The sequence below is a fragment of the Acinetobacter sp. Z1 genome, from assembly GCF_024296945.1.
In the GTDB taxonomy this organism is placed as follows: domain Bacteria; phylum Pseudomonadota; class Gammaproteobacteria; order Pseudomonadales; family Moraxellaceae; genus Acinetobacter; species Acinetobacter beijerinckii.
In genome coordinates this window covers 3103077-3120501 of record NZ_CP101115.1, presented here as the reverse complement: position 1 = coordinate 3120501, position 17425 = coordinate 3103077, and the positions used below count along the sequence as shown (strand labels likewise).

Below are 17425 nucleotides of genomic sequence, written 5' to 3'. Positions count from 1 at the left end.
ACGTAGATGATGATAAGCCGATTGATGGAGTCATGTTAAAATAACAAAATTCTAGTATCGAGCTTCTATTTTGAGTCAATTAAACCCAGCCAGTATTCCACTTTCACTTTATATTCATATGCCTTGGTGTGTGCGGAAATGTCCGTATTGTGATTTTAACTCGCATGCTGTTCCTGATGGGCAATTGTCAATGGATTTGGAGCAGCAATATCTTGCTGCCTTAGTGGCTGATTTTGAAACTCAAGTCGAAATGGCACAAGGTCGAACAATTCATAGTGTCTTTATTGGCGGTGGGACGCCTTCGTTGATTTCTGCACAGGGTTATCAATGGTTATTTGATCAACTTAAAGGACTTTTAGCTTTTGACGAAAACTGTGAGATTACTTTAGAAGCAAATCCTGGCACTCTTGAGCATGACCCATTTAAAGACTATTTAGCCGTTGGAATTAATCGCCTATCACTGGGTGTGCAAAGTTTTGATTCTGAGCATTTACAGCGTTTAGGACGTATTCATTCAGCGAATAATGCTTTAGATGCGATTCAACAGGCACGTCAGGCGGGTTTTGAGCGCGTTAATGTCGACTTGATGCATGGTTTGCCACAACAAAGCCTAGAGCAAGCATTAAATGATCTGAAACTTGCTGTAGAGCAAGGTGCGACACATATCAGTTGGTATCAGTTGACTATAGAGCCAAATACTGTTTTCTTTAGAACTCAGCCTGTCTTACCTCAAGATGAAGTTTTAGAAGAGATTCAAGCACAAGGTGAAGCTTATCTGAAAGCCAATGGCTACATTAATTATGAAGTTTCTGCATGGCGGAAAGAAAAGCCTTCAGCACATAATTTAAATTATTGGCAATTTGGGGATTATCTAGCGATTGGTGCAGGTGCTCATGGAAAAGTGACACGACCTGATGGAATTTATCGTTTTCAGAAAACCCGTTTACCGAAAGATTATTTAGCTAAAGTGCCTGCTGAGCATGGGCAAATGAAACGCATTGAAGCAGAGGAGTTGCCCTTTGAGTTTATGATGAATGCTTTGCGTTTAAATAATGGTGTCAATGCTGAGTTTTATGTGCAAAGAACGGGTCTTGAATTGAATGATTTAGATGCAACGCTAAAACAATTGCGTGAGAAGAAATTATTGATTGCCGATGTAAATCGAATTGCTTGTACAGAGCAGGGGCATATCTTTTTAAATTCTGTTTTGGAAGCATTTTTATAATCGAAAATGAAAGAGCCTTAAACAGCGATATTTAAGGCTCATATTACTTTGTCATCATTTAGAAAGATAATGAGCACAAAATAAAAAAAACCTCATCAGAATATGATGAGGTTTTTTTAGAATTTGGTGGGTCGTCCGCGATTCGAACGCGGGACCAACGGATTAAAAGTCCGCTGCTCTACCAGCTGAGCTAACGACCCTGAGCGAGGATAAGTAAAACAACGTTTTACCTGAGCGTAAGAGAAAATCTATGATTTTCTGTAGCTTAACCTCTTACAGGCGTTTGTAAAATACATTTTACAAACTCTCAAAACATAATATGGTGGGTCGTCCGCGATTCGAACGCGGGACCAACGGATTAAAAGTCCGCTGCTCTACCAGCTGAGCTAACGACCCAAACAAGTATCTAAGCATCGCTTAAATATGCTACACAAGAAAAACTAATTCGTTCTAAATGTGTCTTTGTTTTGATGTTGCGTATTCTAGCAAGTTATTCAGCTAACACAAGAGGAAATTTAAAAACATGTGCATGATTGTTTATAAAAAGCACGATTTCCTCTTGTTTAGCTAAAAAATAAACTAGAAACGGTATTGATAACTTTGAATATTCTCAAAGATCTCGCTATTTACATCACAATAACTCGTTGCGCCAGGTAATAAAACCAGTAGACGTTCAGATGTTTTATTTGGATCAAATGCATCTTCTTTCAGTTTATTCTTTTGGTATTTAAATGTACCAGTTGTTTCAACTTTCTCTTGCACGCGTAAGAAAACAGGAATCGCGTAAGACGGCAAGCATTTCTTGAAGACACCGACCATTTCACTTAAATCAGTTTCATTCAGCTCTTGTCCATCTACCAGTGTAATCGCTGCCATACCTGCACGACCATTGGTATTTGGAATTTCTACGCCATAAACCACAGCTTCTGCGATTTTTTCATATTCGCACACCATGTTTTCAACTTCAGTTGTGGAAACATTTTCGCCTTTCCAGCGGAAAGTATCTCCTAAGCGATCTACAAACTGTGCATGACGGAAGCCAATATCACGGACTAAGTCACCTGTATTGAAGTATGAATCACCTTGTGTAAATACATCTTTCAAAATGACAGATTTATTCTTCTCAGGATCTGTATAACCATCAAATGGTGAGCGGCTCGTGATCTTACCGACCAGTAAGCCGACTTCACCTGTTTTGACTTTTTTGCAATAGCCTTTTTTATCGCGCACCAGTTCGTTCTTTTCTTTGTCAAACTCAACAATCGCGTAAGGTGTTGGAGAGAAGCCAACCGTATTATCAAAGTTAAAGATATTACTAAAGCCAACGTTCCCTTCACTTGATGCATAAAGTTCTAAAACTTCCTCTACACCAAAGCGTTCTTTGAATTTACCCCAGATATTAGGACGCATCCCATTACCGATCATTTTAGTCACACGATGACCACGATCTAAATCAGTGGCAGGTGCATCGATCAAGTAACGACATAGTTCACCAACATAACCGATAGCGGAAGCATTAAACTTCTGAACATCTTTCCAGAATGAGCTGGTTGAATATTTACGTTTCACTGCAAGTGTTGCACTACCCGCAATCACGCCACACCAGCACACAACCACACCAGTAGCATGGTAGAGAGGCAAGGTCACATACATCACATCATCTTTACCAAGATTTAAGATATGACCATAAGTACCGTAAGCAAGTGTCCAACGGCTATGTGTGAAGATGACTGCTTTTGGTAAACCTGTCGTGCCAGAGGTATAGATATAAAATAATCCATCTTTACCTGTTACAGTACGTGTGGTTGATGGATTGAATTTTGGAAATTGGTCAATTTGCTCAGCGAGATTAACGTAACCTTTTGGTGCTTTGCCTGCATTTTTACGTGTTTCTTGATCGGCAAACCAATGGAAGCGATCTTCTGCTATCTTTAATTCTTGACGGGCTTCATCAATTGCAGCACGAACTTCTTCGCCCGCAATAACAGCAATTGGATTGACCAAATTGATACTATGAGCCAGTACTTTACCGACTTGTGAGGTATTAACGAGAGCAATCGTTACGCCAATTTTAGCCAAAGCAACGATTGTTGCAATGAGCTCAGGACGGTTTTCCACCATCACTGCAATAACATCACCTTTTTTAGCACCAATCGATAAATAGTAATGTGCAATTTGGTTTGCCCATTCATTTAAAGCTTGATAGCTATAGCTTTGTTCTTCATATAGCAGTGCGATACCCTGTGGATTACGCTTGACTGCTTTTTCAAAGGCGATCCCTAAACCTGCTGGTGAAGTTGGCGTACGAATATAGGCCTGCTTAAGTCCATTGAGGATATGAGGTACTTTAGTGATGAAATTTGGGAGTCGAGTTGCAACATCACCAAGCGTAATAATATCGGTCTGCGTAGTTTGGCTCATATCAATCCTGTTTATTTTTCGATCAGTCCAAATGGCTATCTGTTAAAACACAACCATTAACATCATTGTTGTTGATGCTGTTTGTAATGGTAATTCCCTAGAGTAATCAACCTAATCTGACAAAATAACAAAAAAGCCTAGTCATCGAAATGACTAGGCTTTGGCTTATTACGTGCAATTTAGCAAATTACTCGTTGCCTACGGTTGCTTTTTTCGGTGGACGACCACGAGGGCGGCGAGGACGCGCTGATTTATCTTTATCAACTTCACCTTCTTCAGTCACAGCAACTTGCTCTTTTTTATCAGCAAGTTCAGGCGCCTTGGCAGTAACTTCTTCAGTTGCTTCTACGGCAGTAGTTTCATTTTCAGCAACTGGCTGTTGTTCTGAAATTTCAACTGCTGCAACCTCGGTAGCTGTTTCAACTGTTTCAACTGTTTCCGCAGTTTGAAGTTCTAAAGGCTGTTGTTCAGCTGCTGTAATTGTTGCTTCTGCTTGAGTTGCAACAACTTCTTCAGACACTTTTACTTCTTCTTTCGATTCAGTATTTTCCACAGCAGGTGAACTTACATTAGACGCAATATGTGCTTCTTTTGCTTGTTCAGCCGCTAATTTCGCTAAACGGCGACGTTCACGTGGATCATTTGCTACACGAACTTGCGTGTCTACAGATGGTGTTAGAGCCAATACTGGAGCTGGTTCGACTTCTTCAGTAGGCTTTTGTGTTGGAAGTTCAACATCACGAGTAACAGGACGTTTTTCCTCAGTAACAGCAGTTTCAACTGTTAGAGTACTTACATACTGATCAACGAACTTTTGTAAAGCACGGTTGAATGTTGTAATCAAGCCAAACTGCTCGATTAAAATCGTGCAATCTTCACCATATACATGACGAATTAAGCTACCCACAGTGTACTGTCCTAAGGTTGGAACTTGAGATGGTACAACTTTAGGTGTACTCGCTTTCTGCTGCGATTGAGCTTTACGTTGTTCGCGATGGCGTGAACGTGGGTCGTTACTAGCGCGTTTTGCTGGCGTAACTGCTGGTTCTGCTACCTCAGTTGTTTCGACTACAGCTTCCTGAACTGGAGCAGGGGTTTCAACTGTTTCGACAACTGTCGTCGGTGCAGTTTCAACTTTTGCAGTCGGCTCTGGCGATTGCTGTGCATTGAGCGCAACAATTTCGCTTTGTCCTTGATCAATGTTCACAATCAAGGCTGTGTTCATTGCTTCTGCACGAGGAGCTTCAATCACATCAACTTTGACTTGCTGAGGATTATTGACCACTGGAGCAGTAGTTGGAGCTTCATTCAAAACGCTTTGGTCGCGATGACGATTTGGACGGTTTGAACGTTGTTGATTGTTGCGATCACGACGTGGTAATGGGTTTGAGTCATTACCATGTACAGCGGCATCATTATGTTGCGGCTGATTTTGATGCTCTTGTGGTTGTTGGCGTTTTTGTTGACGCTTTAACTCACGTTGCTCTTGGCGTGATGGCTGTTCTTGACGTGAAGAGACTTGAGCAACTTCTTCATGTACTTGGGCTTGTTGCTCATGCGCATGAACGTGTTGTTCACGTTGTTCTTTATGTTTACGTTTCTTTTGGTTTTGAGATTGGTTTGGACGATGAGATTTTTCGTCTTTCTCAAATGGTTCTCTCGCTTCTTGCTTCACAGGTGATTGTGACATATAAGCGTTATTAGCGACTGGAGCGACAGTTTCAGTTGGTGCAACTGCAACATTGACCTGACCAAATTGACCACGGCTCACTGCACCGTTATTAATCATTTGTTCAATTGATGCTGCGGCATTTTGAGCAGAACGTGATTGATCAATGGTTTGAGCTTGTTTTTGAACAAATAGGTTTTCTAACCAAGCGCACGGACTAGCAGACTTTTGTGTGGTCGCTTGAGTTTGCTTTGGTTGAGCGGCTTGTTGTGGCGCATTTTTCTTTTGCGCTGTGGCCGCATTGCTTTGAGTAGGTGCAGGATGATGATGCTCTGCTTCTTCTAAATGCCAATCCGAAGATTCATAACCTAATTCTTTTTCACTTGAACGTGTTGCTTCAGTACGTTCGTAGCTTGATGGGGCAAAGCCATCTGGATTGAACTGAATTTGATAATGTGGTGTTTCTAAATGCGGGTGAGGTAATACCGTTACACGAACATTTGAAGTTTGTTCTAAATAAACCAAGCTATGGCGTTTTTCATTCAATAAGAATGCTGCAATTTCAACAGGTACTTCAACTTGAACTTCACCTTGACGTTCACGTAAAGCAATTTCTTCGACCTTACGCATAATCGAAAGTGAAAGCGAACGTAAGTCACGTACCATACCTGTACCATGACAGCGTGGACACACATAACCAGTCGCTTCTTCTAGAGAAGGGCGTAAACGTTGACGGCTCATTTCCATGAGACCGAAGCGTGAAAGCTGACCGAATTGAATACGTGCACGATCGCTTTGCGTTGCTTCACGTAATTTTGCTTCAACCATACGCTGATTGCGGTCTTTGGTCATATCGATGAAATCAATAACAACCAAACCACCAATATCACGTAGGCGAAGTTGACGTGCAATTTCTTCAGCCGCTTCTAAATTGGTATTGAGCGCCGTTTCTTCAACATCATGACCACGTGTTGATTTTGCAGAGTTAATATCGATTGATACCAACGCTTCAGTTTGGTCAATGACAATTGAACCACCAGATGGAAGTTTTACTTCACGTTCATAAGCAGTTTGAATCTGGCTTTCAATGCCAAAATGTGCAAACAGTGGCTCATTCAAGGTATACGTTTTTAATTTATCGAGTTGACGTGGCATAACTGCTTTCACGAAGTTATATGCTTCGTTATATGCTTGTTCGCTATCAATCAGAATTTCTGCAACGTCATCACGTAAGTAATCACGAATTGCGCGAGTTACAACACCCGCTTCTTGATGAACCATCATTGGTGATGGACCAGAACTTGCCGAACCTTGGATTTGAGCCCAAAGGTCGAGCAAATGTTGTAAGTCGAGTTGTAACTCTTCTTGGGTACGTCCAATTCCCGCTGTACGCACGATTACGCTCATGCCACGCGGTAAATTCAAAGACGCTAAAATTTCTTTCAACTCTTCACGAACTGAACCTGAAATTTGACGGCTAATACCACCACCTTTCGGGTTATTTGGCATTAAAACTAAATAACGACCTGCAAGTGAGATAAATGTTGAAAGTGCAGCGCCTTTATTGCCACGTTCTTCTTTTTCAACCTGAACTAATAATTCAGTGCCTTCAGTAATGAGTTCACGAATATTTGAGGTTTGACGAGGGTCTGCTTTGAAATACGAGTTTGCAATTTCTCGCATAGATAAAAAGCCTTGACGCTGTGCGCCATACTCAACGAAAACCGCTTCTAAAGACGGTTCAACGCGAGTGACATGACCTTTATAAATATTTGATTTTTTTTGTTCACGAGTGCGGTTTTCTAAATCGAAATCGTAAAGACGACTACCAGTGATAAGTGCAACGCGAACTTCTTCGGCGTGGGTTGCATTAATCAACATACGTTTCATGGGTGTGACACCTAATAGTGATGCACACAAACAACAGGCTCACTCGATTTGAGCAAACATCAACTTGGCGCGATCAAGATTCAGGAGCGACTTGATATATGAAGCTCTGAAACCACTGACTGTAATATCCAGCTTTGGGTTTTGATTCGGTTACTTCGATGTCAGCAACGCTGCTTTAATCTTAGGGCTTAAGATATTTCATCCATGGCATACATCTGTGAAATACCACAAGACCCGACATAATCAAAGTTTCCTGTACGCTTCACTGGCGGGTGAGCGGTGCATTGGATGGCGACTTTCACTGTCATTAAGCATTGAAGTCGATCCATCTGGAAGTCTTGATACGGAATTATCATCGTATCTGTGCTTAGCAGTTCCAATGCATCAACGCTTTAGCCTGAATGCGACATCAGGGAGCAAATTGTCTGATGTGGATCAGTTTACGTTTAATAACCAACAAATTTGTTGGCGACATATTTTTTATGAACAAACTGTATGTGCTGATGCACAATTAAACGCAACAGTTTGTCATTTTGCCGATATAATAAGCCTTCGGCGTCGGCATAATTCTTTAGGACCTATTCGAGCTATTGGTGAATATCTCATCGATCTGAAATTTTATCTAAATAAAATTTTTGATTTGAAATTCACTTACGAGGGTATCCGTGTGCTGAATATACCAAACCTTGTCGCATCTGCCTATGGGCTAAGTTTAGGTTTCTTGTGAAATAACTTAGCTAAATGATCAATTTTTAATCATATTTAGCAAATCTTGGATTAATCGAGCGTATGAATTCTACACAACAATGGCAAAGTGTCACTTGGTTTGACGTTGACGAACATCAAGAAGGGCAGCGAATCGATAATTTTTTATTTACCCGATTAAAAGGTGTTCCAAAAAGTCGCATCTACCGTTTGATCCGTGAAGGTCAAGTACGAGTGAATAAAAAAAGAATAAAAGCAGAAACACGCTTGAGTATTGGTGATCAAATTCGAGTTGCACCTATTCGCTATGAGCAAAAGGATGAAAGCGATGTTCCTGTTAGTGATGGTGTCGCACAAAGTCTACTCAGCCGTGTAGTCTATGAAGATGAAGGTTTATTGGTGATTAATAAACCTTCAGGTATCGCCGTGCATGGTGGTAGTGGTGTTGCTTATGGCTTGATTGAGGCTTTACGCGCAGCCACAGGTAAAAAATATTTAGAATTGATTCATCGTATTGACCGAGATACCTCTGGTTTAGTCATGATCAGTAAAAAGCGTAGTACCTTAAAGTTGCTGCAAGACTTATTACGTGAGCACAAAATTCAAAAGACCTATGCTGCGATTGTCAAAGGGCAAGTCAGCCTAGATCAACAATTGATTGACGCACCGTTATTACGTTATGAACTTGCCAATGGCGAGCGTCGTGTACGTGTGACTAAAGATGGAAAGCCAAGTAAAACCGACTGGAAAGTGATAGAACGTTTTAAAACTGCAACTTTAGTGCATGCTTCTCCGCTCTCGGGACGTACACATCAAATTCGTGTGCATGGTCTGAGTATTGGTCATCCTTTAATTGGAGATGATAAATATGGTCATAACACCGCGTATGCGGGACCAGAAGCACGACGCTTATGTTTACATGCAATGCGCCTCGAAATTCCGAATTATCCAATCATTGAAGCACCTATGCCTGAAGACATGCAACAAGTGATCGACCAGTTGAGAAAGCAAAAATGAGTCAAAACATTGAGTTAGTCATCTTTGATTGGGATGGTACTTTATTCGATTCGGTTGGGCAAATCGTAGCAAGTCTGCAACATGCTGCACAGCAATTTGAGCAGCCGCTGACAGATGAAGCCGCCAAAAGTATTATCGGTTTAGGTTTGCCCGAAGTGATGCAAATCTTATTTCCACAGGTACCGCATTTACAGCAAGAAATTTTGCAATGTTATGCAGACCACTATGTGGCTAACTCTAAAGGTGACGCTTGGTTTCACGGTGTTGCAGAGCTATTGGCTGACTTAAAGCAACAAGGATTAAAACTGGCTGTTGCAACAGGTAAAAGCCGAAAAGGGCTCGATCGCGTGTTAGCACAAACCGAGAGTCATGATCTTTTTGATATTACTCGTGCTGCGAGCGAGACTAAGTCGAAGCCTGATCCACTGATGTTGCAAGAAATCCTTGCGGCGTTAGATGTTGCTGTCGAAAATGCAATTATGATTGGTGATACCAGTTATGATCTTGAGATGGCGCAGCATCTGAATATGCCTCGGATTGGTGTGAGTTATGGCGTGCATAGTATTGAGACGTTGCAGCAATACCAACCTTTAACTATCGTTGATAATGTGCAAGATTTACATGCGTATTTGCAAAATGTATTGAATGTCACAGCTTTAACTGAAAGCTAATTGATCTATACGATGTAAATGACAATGATGGAGTTGCCAGCAGCTCCATCAGCAATAATAACAATAGGGATCGCATGAGTCGCTCAATCCGTTTACTGCATTTACTACAGCTTTTAAGAGAATACCGCTATCCAGTGACTGCCCAAGTGTTGGCCGAGCGCTTGCAAATCAGTCAACGCAGCGTATACCGTGATATTGAAAGCTTACGTGATCAAGGGGTCAATATTGATGCCGCTGCGGGTTTAGGTTTTCAACTGAAAGAAAATTTTTTATTACCGCCAATGACGTTAAATGAAACCGAAATTGAAGCTATTTTTTTAGCTTTAAATTGGCTTAATGAGATTCCTGATCAAGCCCTAAAGTCGGCTTCAAGATCGGTACTTGCTAAATTAAATGCCGTATTACCTGAGCATTGTCAGCATTTATTACAACAAACTACTTTAAGGTCAATGCAGACGTGGCTACCAGTCGATGAAAGATGGGTTGAACAAGTTCGGGTGGCGATTCGTCAACAGGTCAAAATTGTGGTTGATTATGTTGATGAGCAGCAGCGAGTGAGTACAAGGGTTTTATGGCCTTTCGCTTTGGGTTACTTTAATGATCGTATCGTTTTAGCAGCATGGTGTGAATTACGCGATGGCTTTCGGCATTTTAGAGTTGATCGAATTCAGCAACTGAGTTTAAGCCAAGAATTATATCCACATTTTAAACAGCAACTTTTTCAACAATGGTGGATCGAAGAAGTTTGTCATTCGACTACTGACAAAAACTGACAATCAAAAGTATTAAATTTAAATAAGACCAATAAACAAACAAGGAAATATCAAAATGGCTCTTAAACTTTATACCAATAGTTTTTCACGTGGCGTTGTGGTCGATTGGCTGTTAATCGAACTTGGCATTGAATGTGAACGCATTGAAGTGGCTTTTCAGACTGAAATGAAGACGGCTGAATATTTAAAAATGAATCCTTTTGGAAAAGTGCCTGTTTTAGTAGATGGTGATGTTGTGATCTACGAGTTAGGTGCTGTTTGTGCCTATCTAGCGGATAAATTTAGTGAAAAAGGTTTATCTCCAGCCTTAGATGATCCGCAACGTGGGGTTTACTACAGATGGTTGTTTTTCATTTCTGGTCCATGGGAGGCGGCAGCAACAGACCGTATGTTAGGTTTGACTGAAGTGACAGCAGAACAAAAAACCTCGATTGGCTATGGAGATTATGATGACGCGTATAATGCCTTTGTTCTTGGATTAAGTGAGGCAGCGCCTTATTTATGTGGTGAACAATTTACTGCTGCGGATGTATTGGTCGCTGCCATGTTATTTTGGCAGTTAAAAATGGGTGAGGTACAGTCACACCCTACAATTGAACGTTATTTAGAAAACGTGAGTCAGCGCCCAAGCTATGCAAAGTTTGCTGAATTTTTTAGTCATGCGGGATAAAGAAGTATAGTAAAAAGCCGATTTGAATCGGCTTTTTTTATTTAACTGGCATAGAGTGCAAGTTGATCAAGTTCAAAGACTTGTCTAATTTCTTCTAAAAACTGTTCTGCGGCAGGGCTAGGCTCAGTTTTATGAAAACTCATGAACACGTCTAAACATGGCAGTGCATAGTCCAAAGGTCTAACCACAATTTGATCTGTGGCTAATGCCTGCATATAAGAGGGTAAAATTGCGCAACTTTGCCCTGTATGAACGGCATGAATACTTTCAGCAATACTATTGCTTTCAGTGATATTTTTAAATTGGAGCTTTTGCTGCCCGATATATTTAAAGATGGTTTGAGATAGCGGCTGAGAAAGCTTATGAGACAGAATATTAAGCTCTAATCCATCTAGCTGTGCCACCTTGATTTCAGTTAATTTCGCCAAAGGGTGCTGTTTTGGCAGCATAAAAACCAAAGGTTCTTTTAAAACCAACTGACTTGCAAAGTGATCATTTTGGAAGTCTTGATTAATAAAAATAATGTCTAAATCACCTTTCTTTAATTCAGCAATTTGATCACTTTCTTTTAGATTGAATGTATTAATTTGAAGTTTTGGCGTTTTCACGCGTAGCCGCGGTAAAATATATGGAAATATTCTAATTTCAGCTGAAGGCACAAAACCAATTCTCAAACATTGAACTTTCGCAGCAGCGACTTGTCGTGCCATCGTCACGGCTTTATCTGCTTGAGTTAAGGTTAAACGAGCTTGTTCTAAAAAAACTTGACCTTCTTCTGTTAGCTCAACTTTTCGCTTGGTTCGATAAAATAATTGAACCCCAATATCATCTTCTAAATCTTTGATTTGTTGGCTTAAAGAGGGTTGTGCGGTATGTAGTTTTAATGCAGCTTTGCTGAAACTCAGCTCTTCAGCAACCGTGATAAAGTAACGTAAATGTCGTAATTCCATAAGACTGATCCAAGTATGTCTTACTATTGTTTTAGGCGTTTTGTGTTTTAGAAAGTAGTTCTAGTGGCGCATTATATATTAGCTGCTTTTATAAACAATAAGGCTTATTCTAAAATATAAAAAATGTATTAAAAAATGAAGACAGTTCAAGATTTTTAATTTTTTATAAACGAATAGAGCTTACCAAAAAATTATATTGACTCAATCAAAGAAAATCAGCATAACTAACAATCGAATACTCGGATGAGATTTAATGATACTGATCTCATGAACGCTTTTAAAAAATCATACAAAAGATTGATTTGAAAAAAGTTACAGTAGAGGACTTATTGCGATCCTAAAGTCAACCTGATGTGATCAGACTCACCATAGAAGAAGTACATGAAAGATAAGCCGACATTAACCTATCAATTGCCGACCCAATCTTGCTTGAGCCATACTTTTGGAAAGCCGCCTTTTCCACATGAGGCTTCTGATCATTGTGGTGTAGACCGTTTTTATAATTCAGAAAGACGCTTAACTCCTTATGACCGTAAGGGCTTGTTAAAGTGGTTGGCTACACGTAAATCGTTTACATGGAAAGTTGATCAAACTCATGAATCCAATTTACGTAATCAAATGCTTGAGTTACCACAAAATCGACCTCATGCTGATTTAAATAATTGGCAGATTTGGTTTGTTAGTCATGCAACAGTACTCATTCAAATCGGTCCTTATAACTTTTTAACAGACCCTGTGTGGTGTGAATACGTTAGTCCGAAACATGGACAAGGTCCTCGACGTGTTTGTCCAGCAGGAATTGCATTAGAACACCTTCCAACCATTCATGCCGTGTTGCTCAGCCATAATCATTATGATCACATGGATTTAGCGACATTAGATTGGTTGCATGAAAAGTTTAAAATGCCAATCTATACGGGGTTAGGAAATGGCTACTATTTAGCTAAGCATTTGCATGTGATTGAAATGGATTGGTGGCAGGAAATTCCATTTCATGATGAAATAAAAATTGCTTATACACCTGCACAACATGCATCTGGTCGAGGAGTGCGAGATCAAAACCGAGCACTATGGGGCGGGTTTTCCTTATTAGCCAAAACAGGACATTGTTTTTTTGCTGGTGATACGGGCTATGCAGGGCATTTCAAAAAAATTCATGAACGCTATGGTGATGCACGGATTGCGCTGTTACCTATTGGTGCTTATGAGCCGCGAATGTTGATGCGTTATGTACATATGAATCCACAAGATGCATTCCATGCGCATTTAGATTTACATGCACATCGCTCACTTGCGATTCATTATCGAACTTTTCAACTGACCGATGAAGATCGTGATGCACCAGAACATGAATTACAGCAAGCAATGAAAACATCTTCTAAATTGGTGAACCCTTTTTATTGCATTCGTGAAGGGCACTTTATTCGGGCTTGATTGTTCACCAAATGTTGATTTTTGATTGGTACTGAGAGAAAAATATAATGTTAGATGATGTGCATCCTGAAAACTATGCAGAGCTGCTTGTAGTTTGGGAGGATTCAGTTAGAGCCACTCATGATTTTATTACTGCGGAAGATATTGAATTCTTTAAACCCATTATCATGGAACAGGCTTTTCCTGCTGTCACACTAAAATGTGTCAAAGATGATATAGGTGTAATTCTTGGCTTTGTCGGAGTTGCAGATCATAAAGTTGAGATGCTGTTTATCCAAAATGCTGCAAGAGGACAGGGAATTGGCAAACAGTTATTAGCTTATGCCGTGGAGCAACTCGGTGCGACAAAAGTGGATGTAAATGAGCAGAATCCACAGGCTGTTGGCTTTTATCAGCATTTGGGGTTTAAAGTAGAATCTCGTTCACCTTTGGATGATATGGGAAAACCTTTCCCAATTTTGCGTATGGGTTTGTAGATTGCATACTTTTTATTGCTGACAGGTATTTTTGGTATGGAGTAGCGAACTTATACACCATAAAGCAATTACAGATAGGCTACCAAGAGCAATATTCATCACGACTGGATTAAAGGCTTGATAGATTTGATTGGGATAAATAAATATGACCAAAATAAATAACCCAATCAGACTCAGAATGTTAAACCAATGCAAATATTTATGTGTCATAAATAAAAAGAGACTGCCAAAAATAATCTCCGCAATCCCTGAGAATGAAATGATCCAAGGGATATAACTCATTGGAATCTGAAAAAATTGCCAAACATATTGCTCACCTTCAACTTGAAAAATAAATTTGGGAATTAAGCCCTGATAAATCCATAGTGATGCAATGATCAGTTGGCTGAAATTTAAAATCTTTTGCAAAGTTTGATGGGGATTATTCATATGCAGGCATCATCCAAGAGAAAATGTTGCTGAATATTAGGTGTTACTAAATAACACTGTTCAGTTTTTCCAAATAGACGATAGCGATTTAAGGCAATGCGGCGATATGTAAAATCTCGAATTACTTGAGGAATGATTGTCGCGTATTTCAAACGAGAATAGGGAAAATCTAGGTGTTGAATAATTTCTAGAAAAGCTGTTGATTCCGTATAAATCTTCCCTTTTTTCAGCAATACCATCGTTTCAAAATGATCAGTTGGAAGTTGATATTGGGCGAGCAGTTGTTGTCCAGTCTTGGATTGAACTGACACCAGTCTGAATTGACAATGCTGATCATGTTTAATCATAAAGTCTGCCCATGCTGAACACAGCACACATACGGCATCAAATAAGATGATGTTATGGTTTTGAATCAGTTGTTCTAAGTGGTTTGCCATTGTTATTGTTCTGATCAGATATTGAGTAAATTGTCACCCAATAGCATGAAAAAAGCCATCCGAAGATGGCTCTTTATTTCAATCTTTTAAGACCTAAAGAAAGCTTGGTAAATGACGAGCTGGATCGGTTTCACGAGCAGCTTGAGCATCTGCAACCGTCATGCCTAATGCTTTTGCTACACCTTCACCATAAGCAGGGTGGCATGCATAGCAATTGCGGATATGGCGATATTTGATGAAATCTAAAGCATCGCCCATTGCACGTGCGGTATTGCCAAATAGCGCGTCTTGTTGCTCAGGAGTCATCAGTTCAAATAAAGCACGAGGTTGGCTGAAGTAGTCATTATCATCTTCACGATAATCCCAGAAATCAGCATCACCAGTAATTTTCAGTGGTGGCTCTTTGTATTGAGGCTGCTCTTGCCATTGACCGAAGCTGTTTGGTTCGTAGTGTGGCAAACCACCATAATTGGCATCGATACGACCTTGACCGTCACGGTGATTACTGTGAACAGGACAGCGTGCAGCATTGACTGGAATTTGTTGATAGTTCACACCCAAACGATAGCGTTGAGAGTCAGCATAGTTAAACAAACGTGCTTGTAACATTCGATCTGGTGAAACACTGATGCCTGGTACAAGATTACTTGGAGCAAATGCTGATTGTTCGACATCTAAGAAAAAGTTCTCAGGATTACGATTCAGTTCAAATTCACCGACTTCAATCAATGGATAGTCGCCATGAGGCCAGACTTTAGTTAGATCAAATGGATGATAAGGTACTTTTTCTGCTTCCTGTTCTGGCATCACCTGAACGAAAAGCGTCCATTTTGGATAGTCTTGACGTTCAATCGCATCAAATAAATCACGTTGATGACTTTCGCGATCTTCACCGACGATGTTTCCTGCTTCAGCATCAGTGAGATTTTTAATACCTTGCTGCGTTCTAAAGTGGAATTTCACCCAAAAACGCTCATTCGCTGCATTGATAAAACTATAAGTATGGCTACTGAAACCATGCATATGGCGATAGCTAGAAGGAATACCGCGATCAGACATCACAATGGTGACTTGGTGCAGTGCTTCTGGTAGTAAAGTCCAAAAATCCCAGTTATTGGTTGCGCTACGAAGATTGGTTTTTGGATCACGCTTCACTGCTTTATTTAAATCGGGAAATTTACGTGGATCACGTAAGAAGAATACAGGGGTATTATTTCCCACCATATCCCAGTTGCCTTCTTCGGTATAAAACTTTAAAGCAAAACCACGGATATCTCGCTCGGCATCGGCAGCACCACGTTCACCTGCTACCGTAGTAAAGCGAGCAAACATTTCTGTTTTCTTACCGATTTCACTGAAGATTTTAGCGCGGGTATATTGAGTAATATCATGGGTAACTGTGAAGGTACCAAAGGCACCTGAGCCTTTGGCGTGCATACGACGCTCAGGAATCACTTCACGAACAAAATTAGCAAGTTTTTCATTTAGCCACAAATCTTGGGCGAGGAGAGGTCCTCTAGCACCAGCTGTCATACTGTTTTGGTTATCGACTACAGGGGCGCCAAAATCAGTGGTTAAGTGGCTATAAGGACATTTTTTATCGTCTTGGCTCATTTTATATCTCCAGTAGGCTGACTTGTGAGCGAAGTCATCCTGACTATTTGACCGTTCAAAGTTATGAATGCTTGAGAGCTCATTTGCAAATTGGGGATCAAAATTTCAGATGCCTAATTAGGTTTTGCACATGATCTGTTCACATCCTTTGTATTTTTACTCTAGGTTGATGAAGGTTTTTTTTCCAATGGATTAAAGTTGATGTCTTAAATGCTTTATTCGATTGAACGTGCTTAAAGCTTAAACTTTATCTGATTTTTTGTTGTTATATGAATTGTTAAAAAATATAAAAATTATTTAAAAAATAAATATTTATTTACTATTTTTTTGCGGGGTTTGTACTCTTGTATCTAAAGCAGCCATAAAGCTATAAAAGTGATAATTTTTTATAAAAAGTGTCATGGAACATGTAGGTTTTCTGTAAAAACGGAATTTTAATGCTGATCAATGTAAATTTTATTGAATAATTTCTTGGTTGAAATGCTAGAAAAATGTAAGTAAAAAAGAATTTATTTTGTTTTATGGTATTTTTTAATTTGTTTTTAAGAGATTAAAAGAATGAAAAAAATTGTTTTTAGCTTGGGATTATCACTTACTGTTTTAGCTGGATGCAGCACAACTCCACAAAGTGAAGTGAATAGTCATAATTCCAAGTTGTTGACCGTTGAGTTTATTGGAAATGGTTCTTATCGCGTACCACAACAACAGGGTACGGTGAGTTTATATGCGCTTGAAACACGCATGGCTGATGCACCTGCAACCTTGATTCAACAAAAGAAAGTTGAAGTTTCTCAAGTGCCTTTTTCAGTTGATTTTAAAATACCTGCCGATCATAAAAAGTTGATTCAACCGCAATTAAAACAAGGGACGGAAATCACTTACTATGTAACATGGGAATCTGATGTGACGACTCAAACCGTTAAAGATAGTATTAAGATTGATTATGACCGAAAATTTCCACGCGTTGCTTTAGACAGTGGCAAGCAACAGGTTTATTTGATTGAAAGTAAATAAAATACAAACTGTAAAAAAGTAATGCTCACC

The 17425-nt window shown here is 39.8% G+C and carries 15 protein-coding genes and 2 tRNA genes; 9 read left to right on the top strand and 8 right to left on the bottom strand.

Annotated elements, in window-relative coordinates; genetic code table 11:
* The first annotated feature begins 70 nt into the window (after window positions 1-70).
* Window positions 71-1225, top strand: a complete 1155-nt coding sequence (hemW, locus tag NGC85_RS14760; RefSeq protein WP_254732150.1) for a radical SAM family heme chaperone HemW — start codon at window positions 71-73, stop codon at window positions 1223-1225.
* A gap of 124 nt (window positions 1226-1349) precedes the next feature.
* Here the strand turns inward: hemW and NGC85_RS14755 are convergent.
* From NGC85_RS14755 to NGC85_RS14740, 4 genes are all read right to left on the bottom strand, one after another.
* Window positions 1350-1425 (bottom strand) — tRNA-Lys (locus tag NGC85_RS14755).
* A 120-nt stretch (window positions 1426-1545) separates the two neighbouring features.
* Window positions 1546-1621: transfer RNA gene (locus NGC85_RS14750), tRNA-Lys, on the bottom strand.
* A 183-nt stretch (window positions 1622-1804) separates the two neighbouring features.
* Window positions 1805-3646, bottom strand: a complete 1842-nt coding sequence (locus NGC85_RS14745) for a long-chain-acyl-CoA synthetase (RefSeq protein WP_005051184.1) — start codon at window positions 3644-3646, stop codon at window positions 1805-1807.
* Window positions 3647-3833: 187 nt separating this feature from the next.
* A complete protein-coding gene (locus NGC85_RS14740) occupies window positions 3834-7205 on the bottom strand; it encodes an Rne/Rng family ribonuclease (RefSeq protein ID WP_254732148.1) in 3372 nt (1123 codons plus the stop codon).
* A gap of 217 nt (window positions 7206-7422) precedes the next feature.
* Here NGC85_RS14740 and NGC85_RS14735 point away from each other — a divergent pair, with 217 nt between their 5' ends.
* The 5 genes from NGC85_RS14735 to NGC85_RS14715 all read left to right on the top strand — a co-directional run bounded on the left by NGC85_RS14735 (window position 7423) and on the right by NGC85_RS14715 (window position 11041).
* Entirely contained in the window at window positions 7423-7932 is a 510-nt protein-coding gene (locus NGC85_RS14735) for a hypothetical protein (protein WP_223880489.1), read from the top strand.
* Between the two features lie 62 nt (window positions 7933-7994).
* A complete protein-coding gene (locus NGC85_RS14730) occupies window positions 7995-8927 on the top strand; it encodes an RluA family pseudouridine synthase (RefSeq protein WP_254732146.1) in 933 nt (310 codons plus the stop codon).
* The gene (locus tag NGC85_RS14725) at window positions 8924-9598 is read left to right on the top strand and encodes an HAD-IA family hydrolase (RefSeq protein ID WP_254732143.1); all 675 of its coding nucleotides are present in this window, start codon (window positions 8924-8926) and stop codon (window positions 9596-9598) included. The genes NGC85_RS14730 and NGC85_RS14725 overlap by 4 nt, the downstream gene beginning before the upstream one ends.
* 74 nt (window positions 9599-9672) lie before the next feature.
* A complete protein-coding gene (locus tag NGC85_RS14720; protein WP_254732141.1) occupies window positions 9673-10371 on the top strand; it encodes a YafY family protein in 699 nt (232 codons plus the stop codon).
* A gap of 55 nt (window positions 10372-10426) precedes the next feature.
* Window positions 10427-11041 (top strand): glutathione S-transferase family protein, encoded by a 615-nt coding sequence (locus NGC85_RS14715; RefSeq protein ID WP_254732139.1) that lies wholly within the window; start codon window positions 10427-10429, stop codon window positions 11039-11041.
* A gap of 41 nt (window positions 11042-11082) precedes the next feature.
* Here the strand turns inward: NGC85_RS14715 and hcaR are convergent, their stop codons facing one another.
* Window positions 11083-11991, bottom strand: coding sequence for a DNA-binding transcriptional regulator HcaR (gene hcaR, locus NGC85_RS14710; RefSeq protein WP_005051202.1), 909 nt, complete (start codon window positions 11989-11991; stop codon window positions 11083-11085).
* Between the two features lie 381 nt (window positions 11992-12372).
* Between hcaR and NGC85_RS14705 the strand changes: the two genes are divergently transcribed.
* Window positions 12373-13425 carry an MBL fold metallo-hydrolase gene (locus NGC85_RS14705; protein ID WP_005061198.1) on the top strand — a complete coding sequence of 351 codons (1053 nt, stop codon included), beginning with the start codon at window positions 12373-12375 and terminating at the stop codon, window positions 13423-13425.
* Window positions 13426-13472: 47 nt separating this feature from the next.
* Window positions 13473-13901: a GNAT family N-acetyltransferase gene (locus tag NGC85_RS14700; protein WP_254732137.1), complete on the top strand. Its 429-nt coding sequence runs from the start codon at window positions 13473-13475 to the stop codon at window positions 13899-13901.
* A 12-nt stretch (window positions 13902-13913) separates the two neighbouring features.
* On the opposite strand, the gene NGC85_RS14695 is transcribed toward NGC85_RS14700, so the two are convergent.
* From NGC85_RS14695 to NGC85_RS14685, 3 genes are all read right to left on the bottom strand, one after another.
* Window positions 13914-14330, bottom strand: coding sequence for a DoxX-like family protein (locus tag NGC85_RS14695; RefSeq protein ID WP_254732135.1), 417 nt, complete (start codon window positions 14328-14330; stop codon window positions 13914-13916).
* Window positions 14327-14767 (bottom strand): thiol-disulfide oxidoreductase DCC family protein, encoded by a 441-nt coding sequence (locus NGC85_RS14690; protein WP_254732133.1) that lies wholly within the window; start codon window positions 14765-14767, stop codon window positions 14327-14329. Before NGC85_RS14690 ends, NGC85_RS14695 begins: the two co-directional genes overlap by 4 nt.
* 93 nt (window positions 14768-14860) lie before the next feature.
* The gene (locus NGC85_RS14685) at window positions 14861-16381 is read right to left on the bottom strand and encodes a catalase (RefSeq protein ID WP_169109850.1); all 1521 of its coding nucleotides are present in this window, start codon (window positions 16379-16381) and stop codon (window positions 14861-14863) included.
* 558 nt (window positions 16382-16939) lie between these two features.
* On the opposite strand from NGC85_RS14685, the gene NGC85_RS14680 reads away from it, so the two are divergent.
* The gene (locus NGC85_RS14680; protein ID WP_254732131.1) at window positions 16940-17395 is read left to right on the top strand and encodes a hypothetical protein; all 456 of its coding nucleotides are present in this window, start codon (window positions 16940-16942) and stop codon (window positions 17393-17395) included.
* Window positions 17396-17425 lie beyond the last annotated feature (30 nt).